General features: G+C 38.6%; 17 protein-coding genes. 10 read left to right on the plus strand and 7 right to left on the minus strand.

The window, feature by feature from the left end; translation table 11 throughout:
- Positions 1-77: 77 nt before the first annotated feature.
- The 4 genes from tpiA to ACYVJ6_RS06445 all read left to right on the plus strand — a co-directional run bounded on the left by tpiA (position 78) and on the right by ACYVJ6_RS06445 (position 3,512).
- Positions 78-842 (plus strand): triose-phosphate isomerase, encoded by a 765-nt coding sequence (tpiA, locus tag ACYVJ6_RS06430; protein WP_460693205.1) that lies wholly within the window; start codon positions 78-80, stop codon positions 840-842.
- Between the two features lie 4 nt (positions 843-846).
- Positions 847-1,683 carry a 50S ribosomal protein L11 methyltransferase gene (prmA, locus tag ACYVJ6_RS06435; protein WP_460693206.1) on the plus strand — a complete coding sequence of 279 codons (837 nt, stop codon included), beginning with the start codon at positions 847-849 and terminating at the stop codon, positions 1,681-1,683.
- Positions 1,684-1,738: 55 nt separating this feature from the next.
- A complete protein-coding gene (locus ACYVJ6_RS06440; RefSeq protein ID WP_460693207.1) occupies positions 1,739-3,100 on the plus strand; it encodes a UDP-N-acetylmuramate--L-alanine ligase in 1,362 nt (453 codons plus the stop codon).
- Positions 3,101-3,170: 70 nt separating this feature from the next.
- Positions 3,171-3,512, plus strand: coding sequence for a helix-turn-helix domain-containing protein (locus ACYVJ6_RS06445; RefSeq protein WP_460693208.1), 342 nt, complete (start codon positions 3,171-3,173; stop codon positions 3,510-3,512).
- 31 nt (positions 3,513-3,543) lie between these two features.
- Here the strand turns inward: ACYVJ6_RS06445 and ACYVJ6_RS06450 are convergent, their stop codons facing one another.
- The 3 genes from ACYVJ6_RS06450 to scpB form a co-directional block, all read right to left on the minus strand.
- Positions 3,544-4,665 carry a GNAT family N-acetyltransferase gene (locus tag ACYVJ6_RS06450; protein WP_460693209.1) on the minus strand — a complete coding sequence of 374 codons (1,122 nt, stop codon included), beginning with the start codon at positions 4,663-4,665 and terminating at the stop codon, positions 3,544-3,546.
- A 74-nt stretch (positions 4,666-4,739) separates the two neighbouring features.
- Positions 4,740-4,925 carry a hypothetical protein gene (locus tag ACYVJ6_RS06455; RefSeq protein ID WP_460693210.1) on the minus strand — a complete coding sequence of 62 codons (186 nt, stop codon included), beginning with the start codon at positions 4,923-4,925 and terminating at the stop codon, positions 4,740-4,742.
- Between the two features lie 118 nt (positions 4,926-5,043).
- Positions 5,044-5,607 (minus strand): SMC-Scp complex subunit ScpB, encoded by a 564-nt coding sequence (gene scpB, locus ACYVJ6_RS06460; RefSeq protein WP_460693211.1) that lies wholly within the window; start codon positions 5,605-5,607, stop codon positions 5,044-5,046.
- Positions 5,608-5,928: 321 nt separating this feature from the next.
- On the opposite strand from scpB, the gene ACYVJ6_RS06465 reads away from it, so the two are divergent.
- Positions 5,929-6,624, plus strand: coding sequence for a ferritin-like domain-containing protein (locus tag ACYVJ6_RS06465; RefSeq protein ID WP_460693212.1), 696 nt, complete (start codon positions 5,929-5,931; stop codon positions 6,622-6,624).
- An 11-nt stretch (positions 6,625-6,635) separates the two neighbouring features.
- On the plus strand, positions 6,636-7,508 hold the full coding sequence (locus tag ACYVJ6_RS06470) for a ferritin-like domain-containing protein (protein ID WP_460693213.1): 873 nt from the start codon (positions 6,636-6,638) through the stop codon (positions 7,506-7,508).
- A gap of 67 nt (positions 7,509-7,575) precedes the next feature.
- Here ACYVJ6_RS06470 and ACYVJ6_RS06475 read toward each other — a convergent pair whose 3' ends face one another.
- Entirely contained in the window at positions 7,576-8,757 is a 1,182-nt protein-coding gene (locus tag ACYVJ6_RS06475; protein ID WP_460693303.1) for an AIR synthase related protein, read from the minus strand.
- Positions 8,758-8,834: 77 nt separating this feature from the next.
- On the opposite strand from ACYVJ6_RS06475, the gene ACYVJ6_RS06480 reads away from it, so the two are divergent.
- A complete protein-coding gene (locus ACYVJ6_RS06480; protein ID WP_460693214.1) occupies positions 8,835-10,217 on the plus strand; it encodes a chloride channel protein in 1,383 nt (460 codons plus the stop codon).
- A 38-nt stretch (positions 10,218-10,255) separates the two neighbouring features.
- Here the strand turns inward: ACYVJ6_RS06480 and ACYVJ6_RS06485 are convergent, their stop codons facing one another.
- The gene (locus tag ACYVJ6_RS06485; protein WP_460693215.1) at positions 10,256-12,427 is read right to left on the minus strand and encodes a glutamine synthetase III family protein; all 2,172 of its coding nucleotides are present in this window, start codon (positions 12,425-12,427) and stop codon (positions 10,256-10,258) included.
- A 592-nt stretch (positions 12,428-13,019) separates the two neighbouring features.
- On the opposite strand from ACYVJ6_RS06485, the gene ACYVJ6_RS06490 reads away from it, so the two are divergent.
- From ACYVJ6_RS06490 to ACYVJ6_RS06500, 3 genes are all read left to right on the plus strand, one after another.
- Positions 13,020-14,066 carry an outer membrane beta-barrel protein gene (locus tag ACYVJ6_RS06490; protein ID WP_460693216.1) on the plus strand — a complete coding sequence of 349 codons (1,047 nt, stop codon included), beginning with the start codon at positions 13,020-13,022 and terminating at the stop codon, positions 14,064-14,066.
- 171 nt (positions 14,067-14,237) lie between these two features.
- Complete coding sequence (locus ACYVJ6_RS06495; protein WP_460693217.1) at positions 14,238-15,053, plus strand: energy transducer TonB; 816 nt, start codon at positions 14,238-14,240, stop codon at positions 15,051-15,053.
- 125 nt (positions 15,054-15,178) lie between these two features.
- The gene (locus ACYVJ6_RS06500) at positions 15,179-15,979 is read left to right on the plus strand and encodes an FkbM family methyltransferase (protein ID WP_460693218.1); all 801 of its coding nucleotides are present in this window, start codon (positions 15,179-15,181) and stop codon (positions 15,977-15,979) included.
- Between the two features lie 235 nt (positions 15,980-16,214).
- Here ACYVJ6_RS06500 and ACYVJ6_RS06505 read toward each other — a convergent pair whose 3' ends face one another.
- Both ACYVJ6_RS06505 and ACYVJ6_RS06510 read right to left on the minus strand, forming a co-directional pair.
- Entirely contained in the window at positions 16,215-16,604 is a 390-nt protein-coding gene (locus ACYVJ6_RS06505; RefSeq protein ID WP_460693219.1) for a hypothetical protein, read from the minus strand.
- An 87-nt stretch (positions 16,605-16,691) separates the two neighbouring features.
- Positions 16,692-17,255, minus strand: coding sequence for a hypothetical protein (locus ACYVJ6_RS06510; protein WP_460693220.1), 564 nt, complete (start codon positions 17,253-17,255; stop codon positions 16,692-16,694).
- Positions 17,256-17,528 lie beyond the last annotated feature (273 nt).

The following is a 17,528-nucleotide window of genomic DNA, read 5'->3' on the forward strand; positions in this document are numbered from 1 at the left end:
AGTGAGTGGTTGATTAAGTTCAGCCATTGACAAACTCAATCAACCTAATAAACCCAATCAACAAATCAACTTAAAAGATGAGAAAAAAAATAGTAGCCGGAAACTGGAAAATGAACCTGGATTATAACGAGGGATTAAGTGTTTTTTCTGAAGTGATCAACATGATAAACGACGAAGTAACCGGCACACAGGAAGCTGTAATTTGCAGTCCGTTTATACACATACATAGCTTAGTGCAATTGGCCAAAGGGCAAAATCGCATCAGCTTAGGCGCGCAAAATGCCCACCAGGCCGAGTCTGGTGCTTATACCGGTGAAATATCGGCTAAGATGATCAAATCGGTAGGTGCTGCCTACGTTATATTGGGCCACTCGGAACGTCGCCAATATTTTGGCGAAACCAATGAGCTTTTAGCCAAAAAAACTGATACTGTTTTAGCTAACGACTTAAAACCGATCTTCTGCATAGGTGAAACCTTGCAGGAGCGCGAAGCTAATACCCATTTTGATGTGATTAAAAGCCAGTTGGTTGAAGGTATTTTCCATTTGGATGCAACGCAGTTTAGCAAACTGGTTATAGCTTACGAGCCGGTTTGGGCCATCGGTACAGGGGTAACTGCAACATCTGATCAGGCACAAGAAATTCACGCTTTCATCCGTAAGGAAATTGCTGCTAAATACAACCAGCAAGTAGCTGATAATACTACCATTTTATACGGCGGTAGCTGTAACCCTAAAAACGCGGCAGAGCTTTTTGCACAGGCAGATATTGATGGTGGATTAATTGGTGGTGCATCTTTAAAATCGCGCGATTTTACGGATATCGTTAAGGCGTTCAATTAGTCTAATGAACTACTACGAATTACTATTCACTACCATAACTACCGAAGATTACCAGCAGGACCTGCTGATCAATGCTTTGGGCGAGATAGGTTTTGATACTTTTGAGGAGGTTGACCTGGGTTTTAAGGCCTATATTCCTTACGCTGATTTTGACCAGGATTTGCTGGATGAAACATTGTCTGTTTATCGGGATATGTTCACCTTTAGTTATGATGTTACCCTTATCCCGCATAAAAACTGGAACAAGCTATGGGAAAGTAATTTTGAGCCGATAACTATCGGTAATCAGTTATTGGTGCGCGCTACCTTTCATGAGCAACAGCCCGAGTTTAAGTACGAGATAGTTATTGACCCTAAAATGGCCTTTGGAACCGGCCATCACCAAACTACAGCCATGATGCTGCAGTTGATACTGGAGAATGACTTTGCCGGGAAAAAGGTATTGGATATGGGGGCAGGTACCGGTATATTAGCTATCATGGCTGCACAACTTGGCGCCATTGATATCACCGCTATTGATTACGACCCGATATGTTATGAAAGCATTATTGAAAATGCAGCGCTTAACAATATCACCAATATCAAATCTATCTGCGGTTCAAAAGAGGTTATTCCTGATGAGCAATACGATATTATATTAGCCAATATAAATCGCAATATTTTATTAGATCAGATGCAGCGTTATAGCGAAGTTTTAAAACCCGGCGGCGAGATATACTTTAGCGGTTTTTATGAAACCCCTGACCTGGATATTATTACCGACGAAGCCCGTAAACACGGTTTAAAATACATCACCCATAAAAAGGACAAAGAATGGGTGGCTGCAAAATTTGTAAAGTAAAGACGCAATATATCGCGCCTTTTTTATTTAAAATTGCATATCATAAATTAATTAAATGAGGGTACATTTTATAGCTATTGGTGGTGCGGCAATGCACAATTTAGCTATCGCTTTACAAAAAAAAGGGTTTAACGTAACAGGTTCTGATGACGTTATATTTGAACCATCTGCTTCGCGGTTAAATAAATATGGCTTACTGCCACAGGAGCAAGGCTGGTACCCGGAAAAAATCACCACTGATATTGACGCGATAATTTTAGGAATGCACGCCCGAATTGACAACCCGGAGCTGTTAAAGGCGCAGGAACTGGGTATTAAAGTATATTCATATCCTGAATATATTTATGAGCAATCAAAGGACAAACTTAGGGTAGTAATAGGGGGTAGCCATGGTAAAACTACTATTACTTCTATGATTTTGCATGTGCTGCAATCGGCAGGCAAAGCTTTTGATTATTTGGTTGGCGCACAGTTAGAAGGTTTTGAAACCATGGTGGGCCTAACTCATGACGCCCCGGTTATTATTATTGAGGGTGATGAGTATCTGGCTTCGCCGATAGACAGGCGGCCCAAATTTCATTTATACAAAGCTGATATTGGCGTAATTAGCGGTATTGCCTGGGATCATATTAACGTGTTCCCTACGTTTGATAATTATATTGAGCAGTTTGAACTTTTTGTAAATACCATTCAACCTAACGGCCGTTTAATATACAGCCAAACGGATGATGTTTTGAATACAATGGTAACTAAAAATAAGACCGCTATTCCTAAAATACCTTATATCTTACCGCAATACATTATTGAAGATGGCGTAACCACTATATTAAGTGGCGACAAAAAATATCCATTACAGGTTTTTGGCGAACACAACCTGCTAAATATGGAAGCCGCCCGCCTGGTTTGTGAAGCTTTGGGTATTATAACAGCAGATTTTTATAAACATATTACCAGCTTTAAAGGAGCAGCAAGGCGGTTGGAACTGCTGGGCAAAACTGCAACTACGCATATCTTTAAGGATTTTGCGCATTCGCCGTCTAAATTAAAAGCCACTATTAACGCGGTAAAAACACAATTTCCTAACAGGAAATTGATTGCCTGTATTGAGTTACATACTTTTAGTAGTTTAAACAAGGATTTCCTTGCGGAGTATGCCGGTACAATGGATGAGGCAGATAGCGCCATCGTATTAATTGATAAAAAAACATTTGTGCAGAAGAAGATGGAACCTTATCCTGCCGAAACAGTTAAGGCCGCTTTTTTGAAGGATGATCTTTTATTTTTTGATGATCCGCAGGAGCTTTTAAAACATATTGAAAGCATTAACATGAGTGATAGTAACCTGTTAATGATGAGTTCAGGAAATTTTGGCGGTATAAATTTGATAGATATGACAAATAAATTATTAAATAATTAGCTTTGATTTAAAAATAATAGTAACTTTATTAACTATAGAGAAACCCCTATATCACAAACTATTTATACGAATGAAAACCTTAGGAAAAAAAATCAGATTGTTACGTCATCAAAAAGGATGGAGCCAGGAGGATGTTGCGAAAAGATTAGATATTTCTATACCGGCCTTCTCTAAAATTGAAACAGGCATAACTGATATCAATTTATCAAGACTGGAGCAGATATCTAATTTATTTGAAATGTCAGTCGTTCAACTACTTACATTTAACGATTTGGAGCAAGATAAAAAGTTTGTTAACGAACTGGAAGTAGTTAATAAAAAATTGACCGACAGAGAAACTGAGATCATTGATCTGCAAAAGAAAGTAATTGAACTTTTTGAAGAGTTAAGGCATAACAGAGCAACTGCATAATAAAAAATGCTCCTTATTAAAGGGGCGTTTTTTATTTAAAGATGTAGCGCATGGTTAAATGCTTATTGGCAAATACTGCACCCATACTCTCATGTAGTCCCATCATCTTGTCGTTAAAATCTCCTACCCATGATAGTTCCAGGGTGTCGTATTGATTAAGCGGTAATACATATTCGCCCAACTTTATAAATAAGCCCGACTCTAAACCATGTTTTTGAAACTTCTTTTTGGTACCCATTACAATACCCCGCATACGTGTAACTCCTTTCCACCGATAGTATAAAAATTTGAGTTTACCTATCAAATCCAACTTTCCATTTAACGGCTTTATCATTTGATTGGCATCCGGCAAAATGATATTGAACGATGCCGGCTCGCCATTTACATAGGCAAAGCCAATCATATTCTCGTCCATTATGGTTTTCATTTTATTGAAGCTCTCTAAAATGGTATCATAAGTAATGGGCACAAAGTTTTCAAAATCGGCCCAGGCATCATTATATATTTCAATAAAATCGGCGGCAAACTTGTCTATCTCTTTTACGCTTAGATGCTTAAACTCATATCCCGGTTTTTGTGTAACCCATTTAGCTATCTTATAAAATCTCTCAGGAAATGGCTTGGTAATATCCAGGTGATTAGTTATTTGCTCATATTGGGTTGTAAAACCATAGTTATCAAAAAAAGCTTTATAATAAGGCGGGTTGTAGTTCATACCGTAGGAGGGAGGGGTGAACCCTTCGGCTAATAAGCCCCAAAAGGTGTCGTTCTCGCCAAAGTTTATTGGGCCATCCATGGCTTGCATGCCATTTTCTTTCAACCAGTTTTTAGCCGTATCAAATAATAAAAAAGCGGCCTTTTCATCTTCTATACATTCAAAAAAGCCCATGCCACCGGTAGGTTGCTCATAATTAAAGGCCTTTTTATTGTTTATAAATGCCGCAACACGGCCTATAAGCCGGCCTTTGTCATCTTTTAATATCCAGCGTGTGCATTTACCAAATTGATGAAAGTTATTCTTGAGCGGATCAAAAACAGCTTCAATATCATTATCAAGCGGACAAACCCAATTATCATCGTTCTTATAAATTATACGGGCTGTATCTAAAAATGCTTTTCGTTCGGTTTTATCTTTAACTTCGGTTATTACCATATACTATCAAATATAAAAAAAGCATCCAGCGTTATGCTGAATGCTTATATATGAATCATGATTATTAATAAAAATTAATAATCATCGTCGTCGTCATCGTCAAAGTCATTGAAGCCCAAGTCGTCATCTAACGGCCCGTCAAAATCATCTTCATCTTCTTCAACTTCTTTTTCGGTCGTTAAATCCAAATCGTCATCGTCATCATCTTCTGTACTTTTAGAAGGTAGCTTCTTGTTGTCAGGTTTTTTTGGCGTTCCCATTCCGGTAATTTTTATTTAAATCTTTTAGTATTTGATATAGGGTACTAATATATCCTATATCTGTTTCATTAGTAAAAATAATTAAAATCATTTTTATTTAAAAAAATCATTTTCAAAATTATTCTTGTTGTTCTCCAATAGAAACAGAGTTATCTGTAAGTTCTTTAATATGAGGCAATTCTTGTATGCTATTTATGCCAAAATAATCCATAAAAAGTGAGCTTGTTCCATATAAAATAGGTTTTCCAACACTTTCAGACTTTCCAGTTATGGTAATTAATTCCTTTTCAAGCAGCTTTTGTATCGAATAATCGCAATTTACGCCGCGTATTTGTTCCACATCGGTTTTAGTCACAGGTTGCTTATAGGCTATAATAGCCAAAGTTTCTAAAGCGGCCTGGCTCAATTTCTTTTTTGAGCGTTGTAGTTGCAATAAACTAATAACAGGATGGTAGTTTTTTTTGGTTAAAAATTGATAGCCATTGCTGATATTAACCAATTCAATGGCAAAATTGTCGTGGCTGTATTTTTGCTGTATTTGTTTTAAATAGCTTTTTATTTCATCCGCTGTAAAATCACGTTCGGCAGTAGCTTGCAAACAATAAATTATTTCTTCTATTCGAATGCCTTGTTCCGAAGCAAAAATTAATGCCTCAATGTATAATTCGGGAGTTTCAATCATTGCGATATTCTGACTGGTTGTAAGTAGTTATAAAAAAAGCAAAACTATATGGAAAGTATTTATGTAACTATTATAATAAATTTTTTAATGTATAATATAATTAATTAACCAAAGCGTTTAATATATCAAATAATTAACATAGTAATTTTGCAAAACATTTTATATAAAAGGATTTTTAAAGGCTTTAAATTAATAAATCCAAGCCTACTATTCCTAAAAGAAGTTACAAAAATCTAATAATTAAAATCCATACTTGATATATTACGTAGATAACATCAAACCTATTGATAATTATTCTATCATCTATTTACTAATTTACTTATGAAAACAGAAACACAAATTGAACAACAAAGCCCAAACATGGCCAGAAGGTCGTTTTTGCGCTACGCAGGTGCCGGAGTCGCCGGTCTGGGTGTATTAGGAGTGGCATCGTGCCGGAAAGACAAAGGGCCTGAACCCATGACCGGAATTGATATCGGTGCAAATGGCGACCTGGCAATTTTAAATTATGCTTATGCCTTAGAGCAACTTGAAGCAGCATTTTACATCCAGGTAGCAGCTACTCCATTTAGCGGAATAACATCTGCCGAAACCTCGTTATTAACCGACATCCGGGATCATGAAATAGCACACCGCGAATTTTTTAAAGCAGCTTTAGCAACAAATGCTATACAAGCATTAACGCCCGACTTTAGTTCAATAGACTTTTCAAGCAGGACCAAAGTTTTAGCTACTGCGCAAGCCTTTGAAGATTTAGGAGTAGCTGCTTATAATGGTGCAGGTTATTTAATTAAAGATGCAGGCTATTTAACTTTAGCAGGTAAAATTGTATCAGTTGAAGCGAGGCACGCGGCGTATATACGTAATTTAGTTAACCCGGGCAGTTTTGCCGACACCACTATTTTGGATGCTAATGGTTTAGATAAACAAAAAACCATTGCCGAAGTATTGGCTACAGCAAACACTTTCCTTAAAACTAAGGTAAACGCGTCTAACTATGGCTATGTATCATTTTAATTTATAACGACATGAACTTATTAAATATAATTGAAGAAATAAATACGGTTGATCCGGAATTTCAAGACAGGATCAGCCCGCGCCGTGCTGCTATTAAAAACATCACGAGCTTTGGTTCAAAAGTAGCGTTGGCTGCTTTGCCTATGGCATTTAGTACTTTATTTAAAAAGGCTTACGGCCAAACAGCCACAGTAGCTGTTAATGATGTATTAAACTATGCTTTAAAATTAGAGTATTTGGAAGCCGCCTTTTATAATGCAGGCGTAGCATCAAATACTTTAACTTTTTCTCCTGCAGAGAAAGCATATTTGGTTACTATACAGGGCCATGAAAATGCACATGTAAACTTTTTAAAAGGTATTTTAGGTGCTAATGCTGTTGCACAAACATCACAAGGCCAAAATGGCGCCTATGATTTTACAGGTGGTTTTAATACTACTACTAATACTGTTACTAATACAGGTCCGTTTACAACTGTTTTAACTGATTCAAATACTTATTTAGCAGTAGCTCAAGCATTTGAAGATACAGGTGTGCGTGCATACAAAGGGCAAGCTGCCAACTTATTAGGCAACCAGGTTGTTTTAACTGCAGCTTTAAATATTCACTCGGTAGAGGCGCGCCATGCGTCAGCTGTACGTCAGATACGTCGTGCTCGTGGAGCATCTATTAAACCTTGGATAACCGGAGCAAATGATACAGGTATTCCACAAGTAGCCGGCAATTATGCAGGCGAAGACAATGTATCACAAGGTGGGGTAACTATTACCAATTTAGCAGGTGTAGGCGGAAATATTTCTATAAATGCAGCAACTGAATCATTTGATGAAGGATTGTCAATGACACAGGTTGTTGATCTGGTTAAAATATTTGGAGTAAGATAATCTCCAATATTCTTATAAAAAAGTCTCCCGAATTTTCGGGAGACTTTTTTTATGGGGTAAGTTTTTATTAATTGTAAACAAACTCGCCATACGGTGAGGTAATGGTCACTTGTTTTTTATCGGCAGCCTCAACATAGCCTATTATCTGCGCGTCAACACCAAAATTTTGGGATATTTTAATAATATCATCAGCAATTTGCCGGGGTACATAAAGTTCCATGCGGTGCCCCATGTTAAACACCTTATACATTTCATGCCAGCTGGTACTTGACTCTTCCTGTATCAGCTTAAATAATGGCGGAATAGGGAACAGGTTGTTTTTGATGATGTGAAGACTATCTACAAAATGTAACACCTTGGTTTGCGCGCCACCGCTGCAGTGTACCATGCCATGTATCTGGCTACGATAGCTGTCTAAAATAGTTTTAATGATAGGGGCGTAGGTGCGTGTGGCCGATAATACCAATTTACCAGCGGTAACAGTTTTTCCTTCGCCAATATCCATTTGGTCGGTTAATTTTTTTGAACCCGAAAATACCAGGTCATAGGGAATACCGGCATCATAACTTTCGGGATATTTATCGGCAATGGTTTTATTAAATACATCATGGCGGGCAGATGTTAACCCGTTTGAACCCATGCCGCCGTTGTATTCTTTTTCATAGGTAGCCTGTCCATAAGAAGACAATCCCACAATAACATCGCCCGGTACTATTCTGTCGTTTGATATAACGTCACTTCGTTTCATTCGGCAGGTAACGGTAGAGTCTACTATAATAGTGCGTACAAGGTCACCTACGTCGGCAGTTTCGCCACCTGTTGAATAAATACCTACTCCTGCATCGCGTAATTCGCTTAAAATTTCTTCAGTGCCATTTATAATGGCTGCAATAACCTCACCCGGTATCAGGTTTTTGTTGCGGCCAATAGTTGATGATAATAAGATATTATCAGTAGCGCCCACACAAAGCAGGTCATCCAAATTCATAATTATAGCATCCTGGGCAATTCCGCGCCATACAGACAGATCACCAGTTTCTTTCCAATACGTATAAGCTAATGATGATTTTGTACCCGCACCATCGGCATGCATAATATTACAATACGCTGAATCGTTGGTTAATATATCAGGCACTATTTTACAAAAAGCTTTTGGGAATATACCTTTGTCGATATTTTTTATAGCATTATGTACATCATCTTTTGAGGCTGATACACCTCTTTGATCATAACGTTGCGAAGAAATCATGGCCCAAATATAATGCTTAATACTGTTTTTAAACATTAAAGTAGTTACTTTTGCAAAACACCTCCGTATAACATTTCATGATAAAAGCCACTATTTCATCAACCCGGACTTATTTAAAAAAATCTTTTGATAGGGTAAGAAACGAAGAATGGAAAAAGAATATGCTGCAGGCTATCCCTTTTTGGATCGCATCAGTAATAACAGGATTGGTGGCGGTAATTTATACCCGCCTTTTTTTATTAGCCGAAAACCTAACCACGTTTGTTTTTAATCAGCACAAATGGTGGCTGTTTGTTTTAACTCCTGTTTGCTTTGTAGGATCCTGGTTGTTGGTAAAACATTTTTCGCCGTATGCACGGGGTAGTGGTATACCACAAGTTATGGCTGCCATTGAAATATCAAATCCAAATTCTGATAAAAAAGTGAGTAAACTTTTAAGTATCAGGGTAATTGTTGTAAAAATGCTGTCGAGCTTAATTATGGCCATTGGCGGCGGTGCAATAGGAAGAGAGGGGCCAACAATACAAATTGCCGCATCTATATACAAAAGAATAAACAGTTTGTTGCCTGAGTGGTGGCCCAAACTGGCTAAAAGCAGTATGATAATAACCGGGGCTGCCGCGGGACTTGCAGCTGCCTTTAATACACCATTAGGTGGGATTGTTTTTGCCATTGAAGAATTAACAAAAACGCATTTTAGTTATTTTAAGACAGCTATATTTTCATCAGTGATTATTGCTGGTTTAACCGCACAGGGAATGCTTGGGCCCTATCTTTATTTAGGATACCCATTGGTAAATAATTTACACAGCCTTATATTTTTAGGGGTGATATTGGTTGCTGTACTATCAGGTTTGGCGGGCAGTGTTATGTCAAAACTAATATTAAGGTTAATGACCTGGAAAGCAAAGTTTAAGTTAAATTATCACCACGTGTTATATATAGTGGTATGTGCCCTCATAATGGTAGTGCTAGCCTGTTTTTTAAATTATGGTATAATGGGTTCGGGTAAGGAACAAATGCAGCAAATATTATTTACTCAAAATAAACATTTAGATTGGTATATGCCTTTACTACGCATACTGGGACCTATGCTTTCGTTTACCACCGGCGCAGCAGGGGGGATATTTGCACCGGCATTGGGCGCAGGTGCCAGTATTGGTTCACTGGTGTCGGGTTGGTTTCAACTATCCGAAACTAATACCAATTTATTGGTATTGGCAGGCATGGTTGGCTTTCTTACAGGCGTAACACGTTCTCCTTTTACGTCAACCATATTGGTGTTAGAAATGACCGATAGGCATAACGTTATCTTCCATCTGATATTAGCAGGAACGGTAGCGAGCCTGGTTGCTATGTTGGTTGACAAGCATTCATTTTACGATAATTTAAAAATGAATTATATACGAGACCTGGAAGAGGAAGAAAAGAAAGAGCAGGAGAAGAAAGAACTGATTTAAAAATAACAAAGGTCCCCATGTTTAGGGGACCTTTGTAGTTATATAAATAACAATTCGCGGAACTTAGGTAGCGGCCAAAGCGAATCGTCAACCAGTTGCTCCAGTTTATCTGCATGATAGCGAATAGGCTGAAAAAATGGCTTAACGTTTTCATCATAACTTATAGCTTTTTCACGCAGGTCCTCAATGACATTTGATTTTTTACGTTCCTGTATCATTGCCTCCACGTTTTCTTTAACAGCATTAATGTGCTCAGATATTTTGGTGATAATTGCCATTTGGGCTTTATAAGCTGTTTCAGGGAAACCAATTTCCTTTAAACCTTTAACGCTGTTTACCAGTTGGGTTTGATACTGTATGGACGCCGGCAAAATTAAGTTTGTGGCCATTTCGCCTAATACGCGCGACTCTATTTGCAGTTTTTTATAAAAGGCATCTAATAATATCTCATGGCGGGCTCGTATTTCACGCTTAGTAAAAACCGAAGTATCAGCAAACAGGATGTCGCTTTTTTCTGAAGTAAAAGCATCAAGTGCTTTAGGGGTGGTTTTAATATTTGCCAATCCCCTGGCCTCGGCCTCTTTTTCCCACTCCGCGCTATAACCATTACCTTCAAAACGGATGGCTTTTGTTTCTTTGATATATTTTTTGATAACTATTAGTAAAGCAACATCTTTCTTTTCGCCTTTCCTGATCAGTTTGTCAACATCAGTTTTAAATTTCTTTAATTGATCAGCAACTATCAGGTTCAAAATAGTCATAGGGCTGGCCGAGTTGGCTGACGAGCCTACCGCACGCAATTCAAACTTGTTACCAGTAAAGGCAAATGGCGATGTACGGTTACGGTCGGTATTATCCTTTAATATTTGCGGTATTTTAGGAATACCCTGCCATAACAACGCGTCGTCTTTTATTTTTTTGCTTATGCGTGAAGTTTCGATCTCATCTAATACTTCGCTTAACTGACTGCCTAAAAATATGGATATGATAGCCGGCGGTGCCTCATTAGCGCCTAAACGGTGGTCGTTATTAACTGACGCTATTGAAGCCCTTAACAGATCAGCATGTTCATAAACTGCTTTGATAGTATTTACAAAGAAGGTTAAAAACATCAGGTTGTTTTTCGGCGTTTTGCCCGGCGATAATAAGTTTTTACCGGTATTGGTAATCATTGACCAGTTATTATGCTTGCCTGACCCATTGATGCCCGCATAAGGTTTTTCATGCAATAACACTTTGAAGTTATGGCGTTTGGCAACCCTGTCCATCAAATCCATTAATAGTTGGTTGTGGTCAATAGCCAGGTTTATTTCTTCATAAATAGGAGCACACTCAAATTGCGAAGGCGCAACCTCGTTGTGGCGTGTTTTTAATGGTATGCCTAATTGTAAAGCTTCGGTTTCCATATCCTGCATAAAGGCATAGGCGCGTGCAGGTATCGAACCAAAATAATGATCCTCTAACTGTTGGTTCTTGGCAGACATGTGTCCAAAAAGCGTGCGCCCGGTTAAATGCATATCGGGGCGCGCGTTAAATAAGGCAATGTCAACTAAAAAATATTCCTGTTCAATACCTAATGAGGCATTTACTTTTTCAATGCTTTTATCAAAATAATGACATACATCAACAGCAGCTTTATCCAGTGCAGATACGGCCTTTAATAACGGCACTTTATAATCCAAAGCTTCGCCGGTGTATGATACAAACACAGTAGGGATACATAAAGTACGGGCCATTATAAATGCAGGTGATGATGGATCCCATGCAGTGTAACCGCGGGCTTCGAAGGTATTACGTATACCACCGCTGGGGAAACTTGATGCATCAGGCTCTTGTTGCGCTAACGCGTCGCCAGAGAATACTTCAATAGCGCCACCATCAATGGTAGGCTCAAAAAACGAATCGTGCTTTTCGGCAGTAGTGCCGGTTAGCGGTTGAAACCAGTGTGTATAATGTGTAGCGCCTTTGCCCATTGCCCAGGCTTTCATAGCCGATGCTACCTGCTCGGCCATATCGCGTGGGATAGGTTCGCCTTTTTCAATAGAGTTGATAATTCCCTGATGTGCCTCTTTTGAAAGGTACTCCTTCATTTTCTTATTATCGAAAACATTAGCGTTAAAATAATCAGAAATTTTTGCAGAAGGGGTCTTTATTTCAGGAATTGTTCGGTTTTGTACCGCCTGAAGGGCTTGAAATCTAATATTAGGCATGATTTATATAATATATAATAGGATTTACCTCAAAAATAAGATTATACTTTAAAATATGAGCAATATTTTAAAGTAAATAGCTTAATACATTACCAAGCTCAAAAAGCAACATTTTTATATTGCTGATATCCGCTGTTTAAATAATAACTCCATTTATCCTGTAAAAACTCTCGTTATTTATTTTTTTTAATTGTTATTTCAAATAAAAGCTCCTAATTCTTTTAGTTATATGATTTATACGATGGTTTAGTTCATTTTTTATAAGCAAATTAGAAATAAATTAACTTTTATTAACTTTTATTGAATTTAAAAACTAATATTTATAGCTTTTGTTGATGTTTTTTGAAAAAAATTAGAATATTGTTGAAAAAAATCAAATAAATATTTTGTTTTGTTAAAAATCATGTCTAATTTTACGAAAGTTATAACAAATACATCGTTTGTATGATAACAATGATAAATATTTATCAAAATGTTGCAAAAGTTTAACTGATTAATTAAAAAGCGCGCTAATTAACCTTTAAAAACATTTAATTGAATAATTAAAAACGTAAACAATAAATAATTAACCATATCAATCAAATCCAAACTCATGAAAAAAATCTTACTATTATCACTAATCGCCGTAAGTGCACTAACTTTTAAAGCTACTGCACAAGACGCTGCTAAATCTGATCCGCCGTTAACTATTACTGGGTCGGTTGATGCTTATTATAAGTATGACTTTTCTGGACACAGCAACATTCCAACCAGTTTTGCAAGTGACCATAACTCATTTTCAATAGGTATGGTTGACCTTGCTTTGAAGAAAAAAGTAGGAAAAGCATCATTTGTAGGTGAAGTATCTTTTGGTCCTCGTAGTGATCAGTCTTTACCAATTCCTACCAACCACATCCAAAACTTATATGTATCTTATGATGTAACCGAAAGCTTTAACTTAACAGGTGGTTATATGGGTACTTTTGTTGGATACGAAGTAATTAATGCCGCGGGCAACTTTAACTATTCAACTTCTTACATGTTCACTAACGGTCCGTTCCAAAACGCGGGTGTTAAAGCAACTTTCTTATTCTCAGATAAAGCCAGCTTAATGGTAGGTGCATTTAACGATCAGTGGAACGTGTACAAAGCTGTTAACAACATAGGTTTATTTGGCGCACAATTAATGGTTGCACCGGTTGAAGGCTGGACAGCTTATATTAACGTGTTGTCAGGTAGCAACAAAACTGCTACTTCAGGTACAATTGTTGATTTAACAACAGCTTACCAAATTAGTGACGCGTTTAAATTAGGCTTAAATGCTGCTGATTATACTGCGTCAAACGGTGCCGGTACAGGTGGTTACACAGGTATCGCGTTATATCCTCAATTAGCAGTATCAGATGCGGTTACTTTTGGTTTAAGAGGCGAGTACTTTAAAACTAAAACTGGTACTTTGGCAACATTTGGCCCGGCTCCTGGTAAATCAGTAACTTCATTAACAGCAACTGCAAATATCAAATCAGGCCCTTTAACTTTAATACCTGAGGTTAGATTTGATACAAACAGCGACCTGCCTACTTCAGCCTTTACAAAAGGTAGTGGTGTAGCAACTAAATCTGCTTCACAATTTGTGTTAGCTGCTGTATATGCTTTCTAATAAAGGAATGCTAATAAAACAATAAATAAATTGACTGAACTTGTTTAAAAAAGCCGCCTGTTAGGGTGGCTTTTTTATATGATAAATTTGTTACCTAAATATTTAGGTATGGGCGCAACATTTGATACATAGCCAACGTTTATATAGTATATAAACTTAAAACTTCACGCTATGCTTATCTCAAAATTTGATTTGCACAGGTCCGAGTGGCTCGAGCTTGTGTTTGCTAACCGCAACAAAGAATATGGCGCTTATGAGTTAAGGCAACACTCTGCCGATAATACCGTTAAGGCCATGGTGATTACCTTTTTAAGCATTGCCGCCGCGTTTATTGCAGGCAGCATTCTTTTTAAGCCGCATGTTAATGTATTACCGGTTATTGCTCCCGATGCTTTAAAACTGACGGAAGTACACATTATTACTCCACCAAAAAAAGAAGAGATCAAGCAGCCTGAAGCTGCTAAACCGGTAAAAACCACCAAGTTTTTAGTACCAGTAGTTACCGCAGGGCCGGTTATTGAAACTCCGCCCGATGTTACCAAAATTATTGGTGCAGTTGGCCCCGAAACTATTGATGATCCGGGGATTGATATTGCATTAAACTTACCTCCCGAAACTGTAAGTACAGGCACAGGTGGGGGTGAAGCAGCTCCGAAACCCGAAATTATATATACTAAAACAGGGGTAGATGTTATGCCCGAACCTGATGGCGGTGAAGCAGGTTGGAGGAAATTTTTAGAAAAGAACCTGCGTTATCCCAGCCAGGCAACCGATGCCAATAAAAGCGGTAAAGTTTGGGTAAGCTTTATAGTAGAGAAGGATGGGCAGATATCAAACGTTAAAGTTGACCAGGGTGCAGGCTACGGCATGGATGAGGAAGCATTGCGCGTTTTAAAACTATCTAAAAAATGGAAACCAGGTATGCAAAATGGACAGCCGGTGCGGGTTAAATATACCCTGCCGCTTAATTTTGTGCTGACAGAATAATTTTTAGCCGATATGTATAGGAATGGCTGGGAGCATTGCTTTCGGCCTTTTTTATTGTAATAGTTTAAAAAAGGTTAAATTTGTTTTTTATCCCAAAATGTAAGCAGAGGCGATATCATTACATAATGTATAAAAGTTTAAAGAATATCTATAAACAGAATTCTCATAATGCGGTAACAAAAGCGCTTGCAGGTTTTGGGCGTTCAATGAACCGGTTATATGAAAACCGAAACCACAACCCATTGAGTAATGGCGAGGTGACCCTATTAAAAAAAATAGCCCGCTTTAACCCAGAACTGATCATTGACGGGGGCGCAAATATTGGTAATTACGCAAACCTGGTGAATACTTATTGTCCGATGGCAAAAGTATATAGCTTTGAACCTGTTGCCGAAACTTATCATAAACTGGAGGCCCATTTAACAGGCAACCCAAAAAATATACTGATCAATAAAGGGCTTTATAATGAAAATTGTACAAAGGTGATCAATATTTTCCCTTGTGATGAACATGCCTCATTGTATGATATCAACAGCACCTTGCAAACGGCTACAGGTACAATTGAAATTGACCTGGTAAAGGGTGACGACTTCCTGGCTCAAAATGATATTAAAAATGTTTTCCTATTAAAACTCGACCTGGAAGGAGCGGAGTATGACGCTTTGTTAGGCTTTGAGAACGCGCTTAAAAATGGCGTTATTAAGTTGATACAGTTTGAGTATGGCTATATTAATATTACTACCAAACGCCTGTTAATTGACTACTACCAGTTGTTAGAATCATACGGTTATGTGGTGGGTAAGCTGTTTCCTAAAACGGTTGAGTTTAGAAAGTACCAATATAAACACGAGGATTTTATCGGCCCTAATTTTATAGCAGTGCATAAAAACGAAGCCGAATTGATCAAAGCGCTAAGCAGTAAATAAAGGCCCAAATCATGGTTTACACAACTTAACACATTTTGGGTTAACATTGATGTTAAAGTATTGAAAATCAATAATTTAATAAAAATTAACGCAAAAATATGTAAACCATGTTTTTATTACTAAAATATCCACCACGTCATTGCGAGGAACGAAGATAACCGAGCGGAGCGAGTTCATTGATTCCATTGAAAACAATTAACCCATCAATAATCTCTATATAAGCTAAGTTCCCAGATTATAACATCGTCCGCTCATAGCCGCGGAGGCCTATTACTTTTTCCTTGATGAAAAAGTAACAAAAAATCAAGCCGGAAAAATCCTTCCACCCGCAAGGCAAAACACACTGGCCCGGTTTTCCGGCAGGCCTTTGCCCGCTTTTGATCTCGTTTTTGTTTGATGTAAATGCCCTTATTAAGCAATCGCCGTCAGCAGATAAGCTTCGGGCGAAATCAGGGAAAACCGAGGTTGGGCGGTGCGGCTGCGGGCATACAACATTTGCAGAAGCGTGGCTGCGCGCGCCTTGGGGCAATTTTTGCGGCCCCCGGTTTTGCCTGATTTGCAGGGAAAGGCCTGTGCGGCAAAGAAGCCTCTCTGCTGACTTGATCTTTTCGTTCTTTTGTATCAAGACAAAAGAACTAGCCTCCGCGGCAATGAGCGGGCGGATGCAATAATCCAGGCATACATATCTCCGCAAATCAATAACTCAAAGCATTTACACCCACACCCTCACCGGCTCTATCATCAAATTACCCGCCACACGTTTAATAAACATATAATTGGCCGTACCGCCAATTACAGCGCCAACAACAGGCACCAGCCGCCCGGCAGCTTTTTCGCCGAAAACAAGCATGAGTCTGCCGGCTACTTTTTCCATAATGGTTTTGGTGATGGTAACGCCCGCGTCCACTTTTAGGGATGAGGCTACCAGCCGGAAACACTCTACAAAGTTAATTTTGTACACGCCGGTGTTATGGTACCTAATGGCCATGGTAACCCTAAACTGCTGCATCACCAGGTTAAGCATATCCAGCGGGGTGCCAACCACTAAGGTAGCCAGGCCGCCTACGCCCGATGCCGCGCCGCTGCCCGCCGCCAACAGCGCGCAGTGGTTAATGAATTTATTTATCCCCATTTCGTCCACACCTTTTTTGATGGTGGTTTGGTCAATATGGTTAAACAGTTTTTTAAAGCCGCCTTTGGCTAAGGCGTTAAGCCCATTTTGCAGGGCCCGGGTCATTTTGTCTGTATTCAGTTTGCCGAAGTTTGGTGCGCGCATGTTTTTAGTATATATCGTACTACATGCTATTTACGTGCCAGTAATTTACTCACCCCGACGTCTCCCGATTGCCATCGGGATCGTCGACCCTCTCTTCGCCTTTGGCGGAAAGAGGGTTGTTGGAACCTAATAACTCGCTGCCCCGCTTGCGGAAGAGAGGGTGGTCGAGCTGCTTAGTCCCGATAGCTATCGGGAGGTGAGTCCCGCCTATGACAACGATCATTTTATTTAATGAGCCCTGTAATAAAATCATCCCTAAGCAGACGCGATTTT

The sequence above is a fragment of the Mucilaginibacter puniceus genome, from assembly GCF_054783175.1.

What these genes read in the sequence shown, in the direction of transcription:
- tpiA (WP_460693205.1), top strand. Translation starts at nt 78, where the DNA reads ATGAGAAAAAAAATAGTAGCCGGAAACTGGAAAATGAACCTGGATTAT.
- prmA (WP_460693206.1), top strand. Translation starts at nt 847, where the DNA reads ATGAACTACTACGAATTACTATTCACTACCATAACTACCGAAGATTAC.
- ACYVJ6_RS06440 (WP_460693207.1), top strand. Translation starts at nt 1,739, where the DNA reads ATGAGGGTACATTTTATAGCTATTGGTGGTGCGGCAATGCACAATTTA.
- ACYVJ6_RS06445 (WP_460693208.1), top strand. Translation starts at nt 3,171, where the DNA reads ATGAAAACCTTAGGAAAAAAAATCAGATTGTTACGTCATCAAAAAGGA.
- ACYVJ6_RS06450 (WP_460693209.1), bottom strand. Translation starts at nt 4,665, where the DNA reads ATGGTAATAACCGAAGTTAAAGATAAAACCGAACGAAAAGCATTTTTA.
- ACYVJ6_RS06455 (WP_460693210.1), bottom strand. Translation starts at nt 4,925, where the DNA reads ATGGGAACGCCAAAAAAACCTGACAACAAGAAGCTACCTTCTAAAAGT.
- scpB (WP_460693211.1), bottom strand. Translation starts at nt 5,607, where the DNA reads ATGATTGAAACTCCCGAATTATACATTGAGGCATTAATTTTTGCTTCG.
- ACYVJ6_RS06465 (WP_460693212.1), top strand. Translation starts at nt 5,929, where the DNA reads ATGAAAACAGAAACACAAATTGAACAACAAAGCCCAAACATGGCCAGA.
- ACYVJ6_RS06470 (WP_460693213.1), top strand. Translation starts at nt 6,636, where the DNA reads ATGAACTTATTAAATATAATTGAAGAAATAAATACGGTTGATCCGGAA.
- ACYVJ6_RS06475 (WP_460693303.1), bottom strand. Translation starts at nt 8,757, where the DNA reads ATGATTTCTTCGCAACGTTATGATCAAAGAGGTGTATCAGCCTCAAAA.
- ACYVJ6_RS06480 (WP_460693214.1), top strand. Translation starts at nt 8,835, where the DNA reads ATGATAAAAGCCACTATTTCATCAACCCGGACTTATTTAAAAAAATCT.
- ACYVJ6_RS06485 (WP_460693215.1), bottom strand. Translation starts at nt 12,427, where the DNA reads ATGCCTAATATTAGATTTCAAGCCCTTCAGGCGGTACAAAACCGAACA.
- ACYVJ6_RS06490 (WP_460693216.1), top strand. Translation starts at nt 13,020, where the DNA reads ATGAAAAAAATCTTACTATTATCACTAATCGCCGTAAGTGCACTAACT.
- ACYVJ6_RS06495 (WP_460693217.1), top strand. Translation starts at nt 14,238, where the DNA reads ATGCTTATCTCAAAATTTGATTTGCACAGGTCCGAGTGGCTCGAGCTT.
- ACYVJ6_RS06500 (WP_460693218.1), top strand. Translation starts at nt 15,179, where the DNA reads ATGTATAAAAGTTTAAAGAATATCTATAAACAGAATTCTCATAATGCG.
- ACYVJ6_RS06510 (WP_460693220.1), bottom strand. Translation starts at nt 17,255, where the DNA reads ATGCGCGCACCAAACTTCGGCAAACTGAATACAGACAAAATGACCCGG.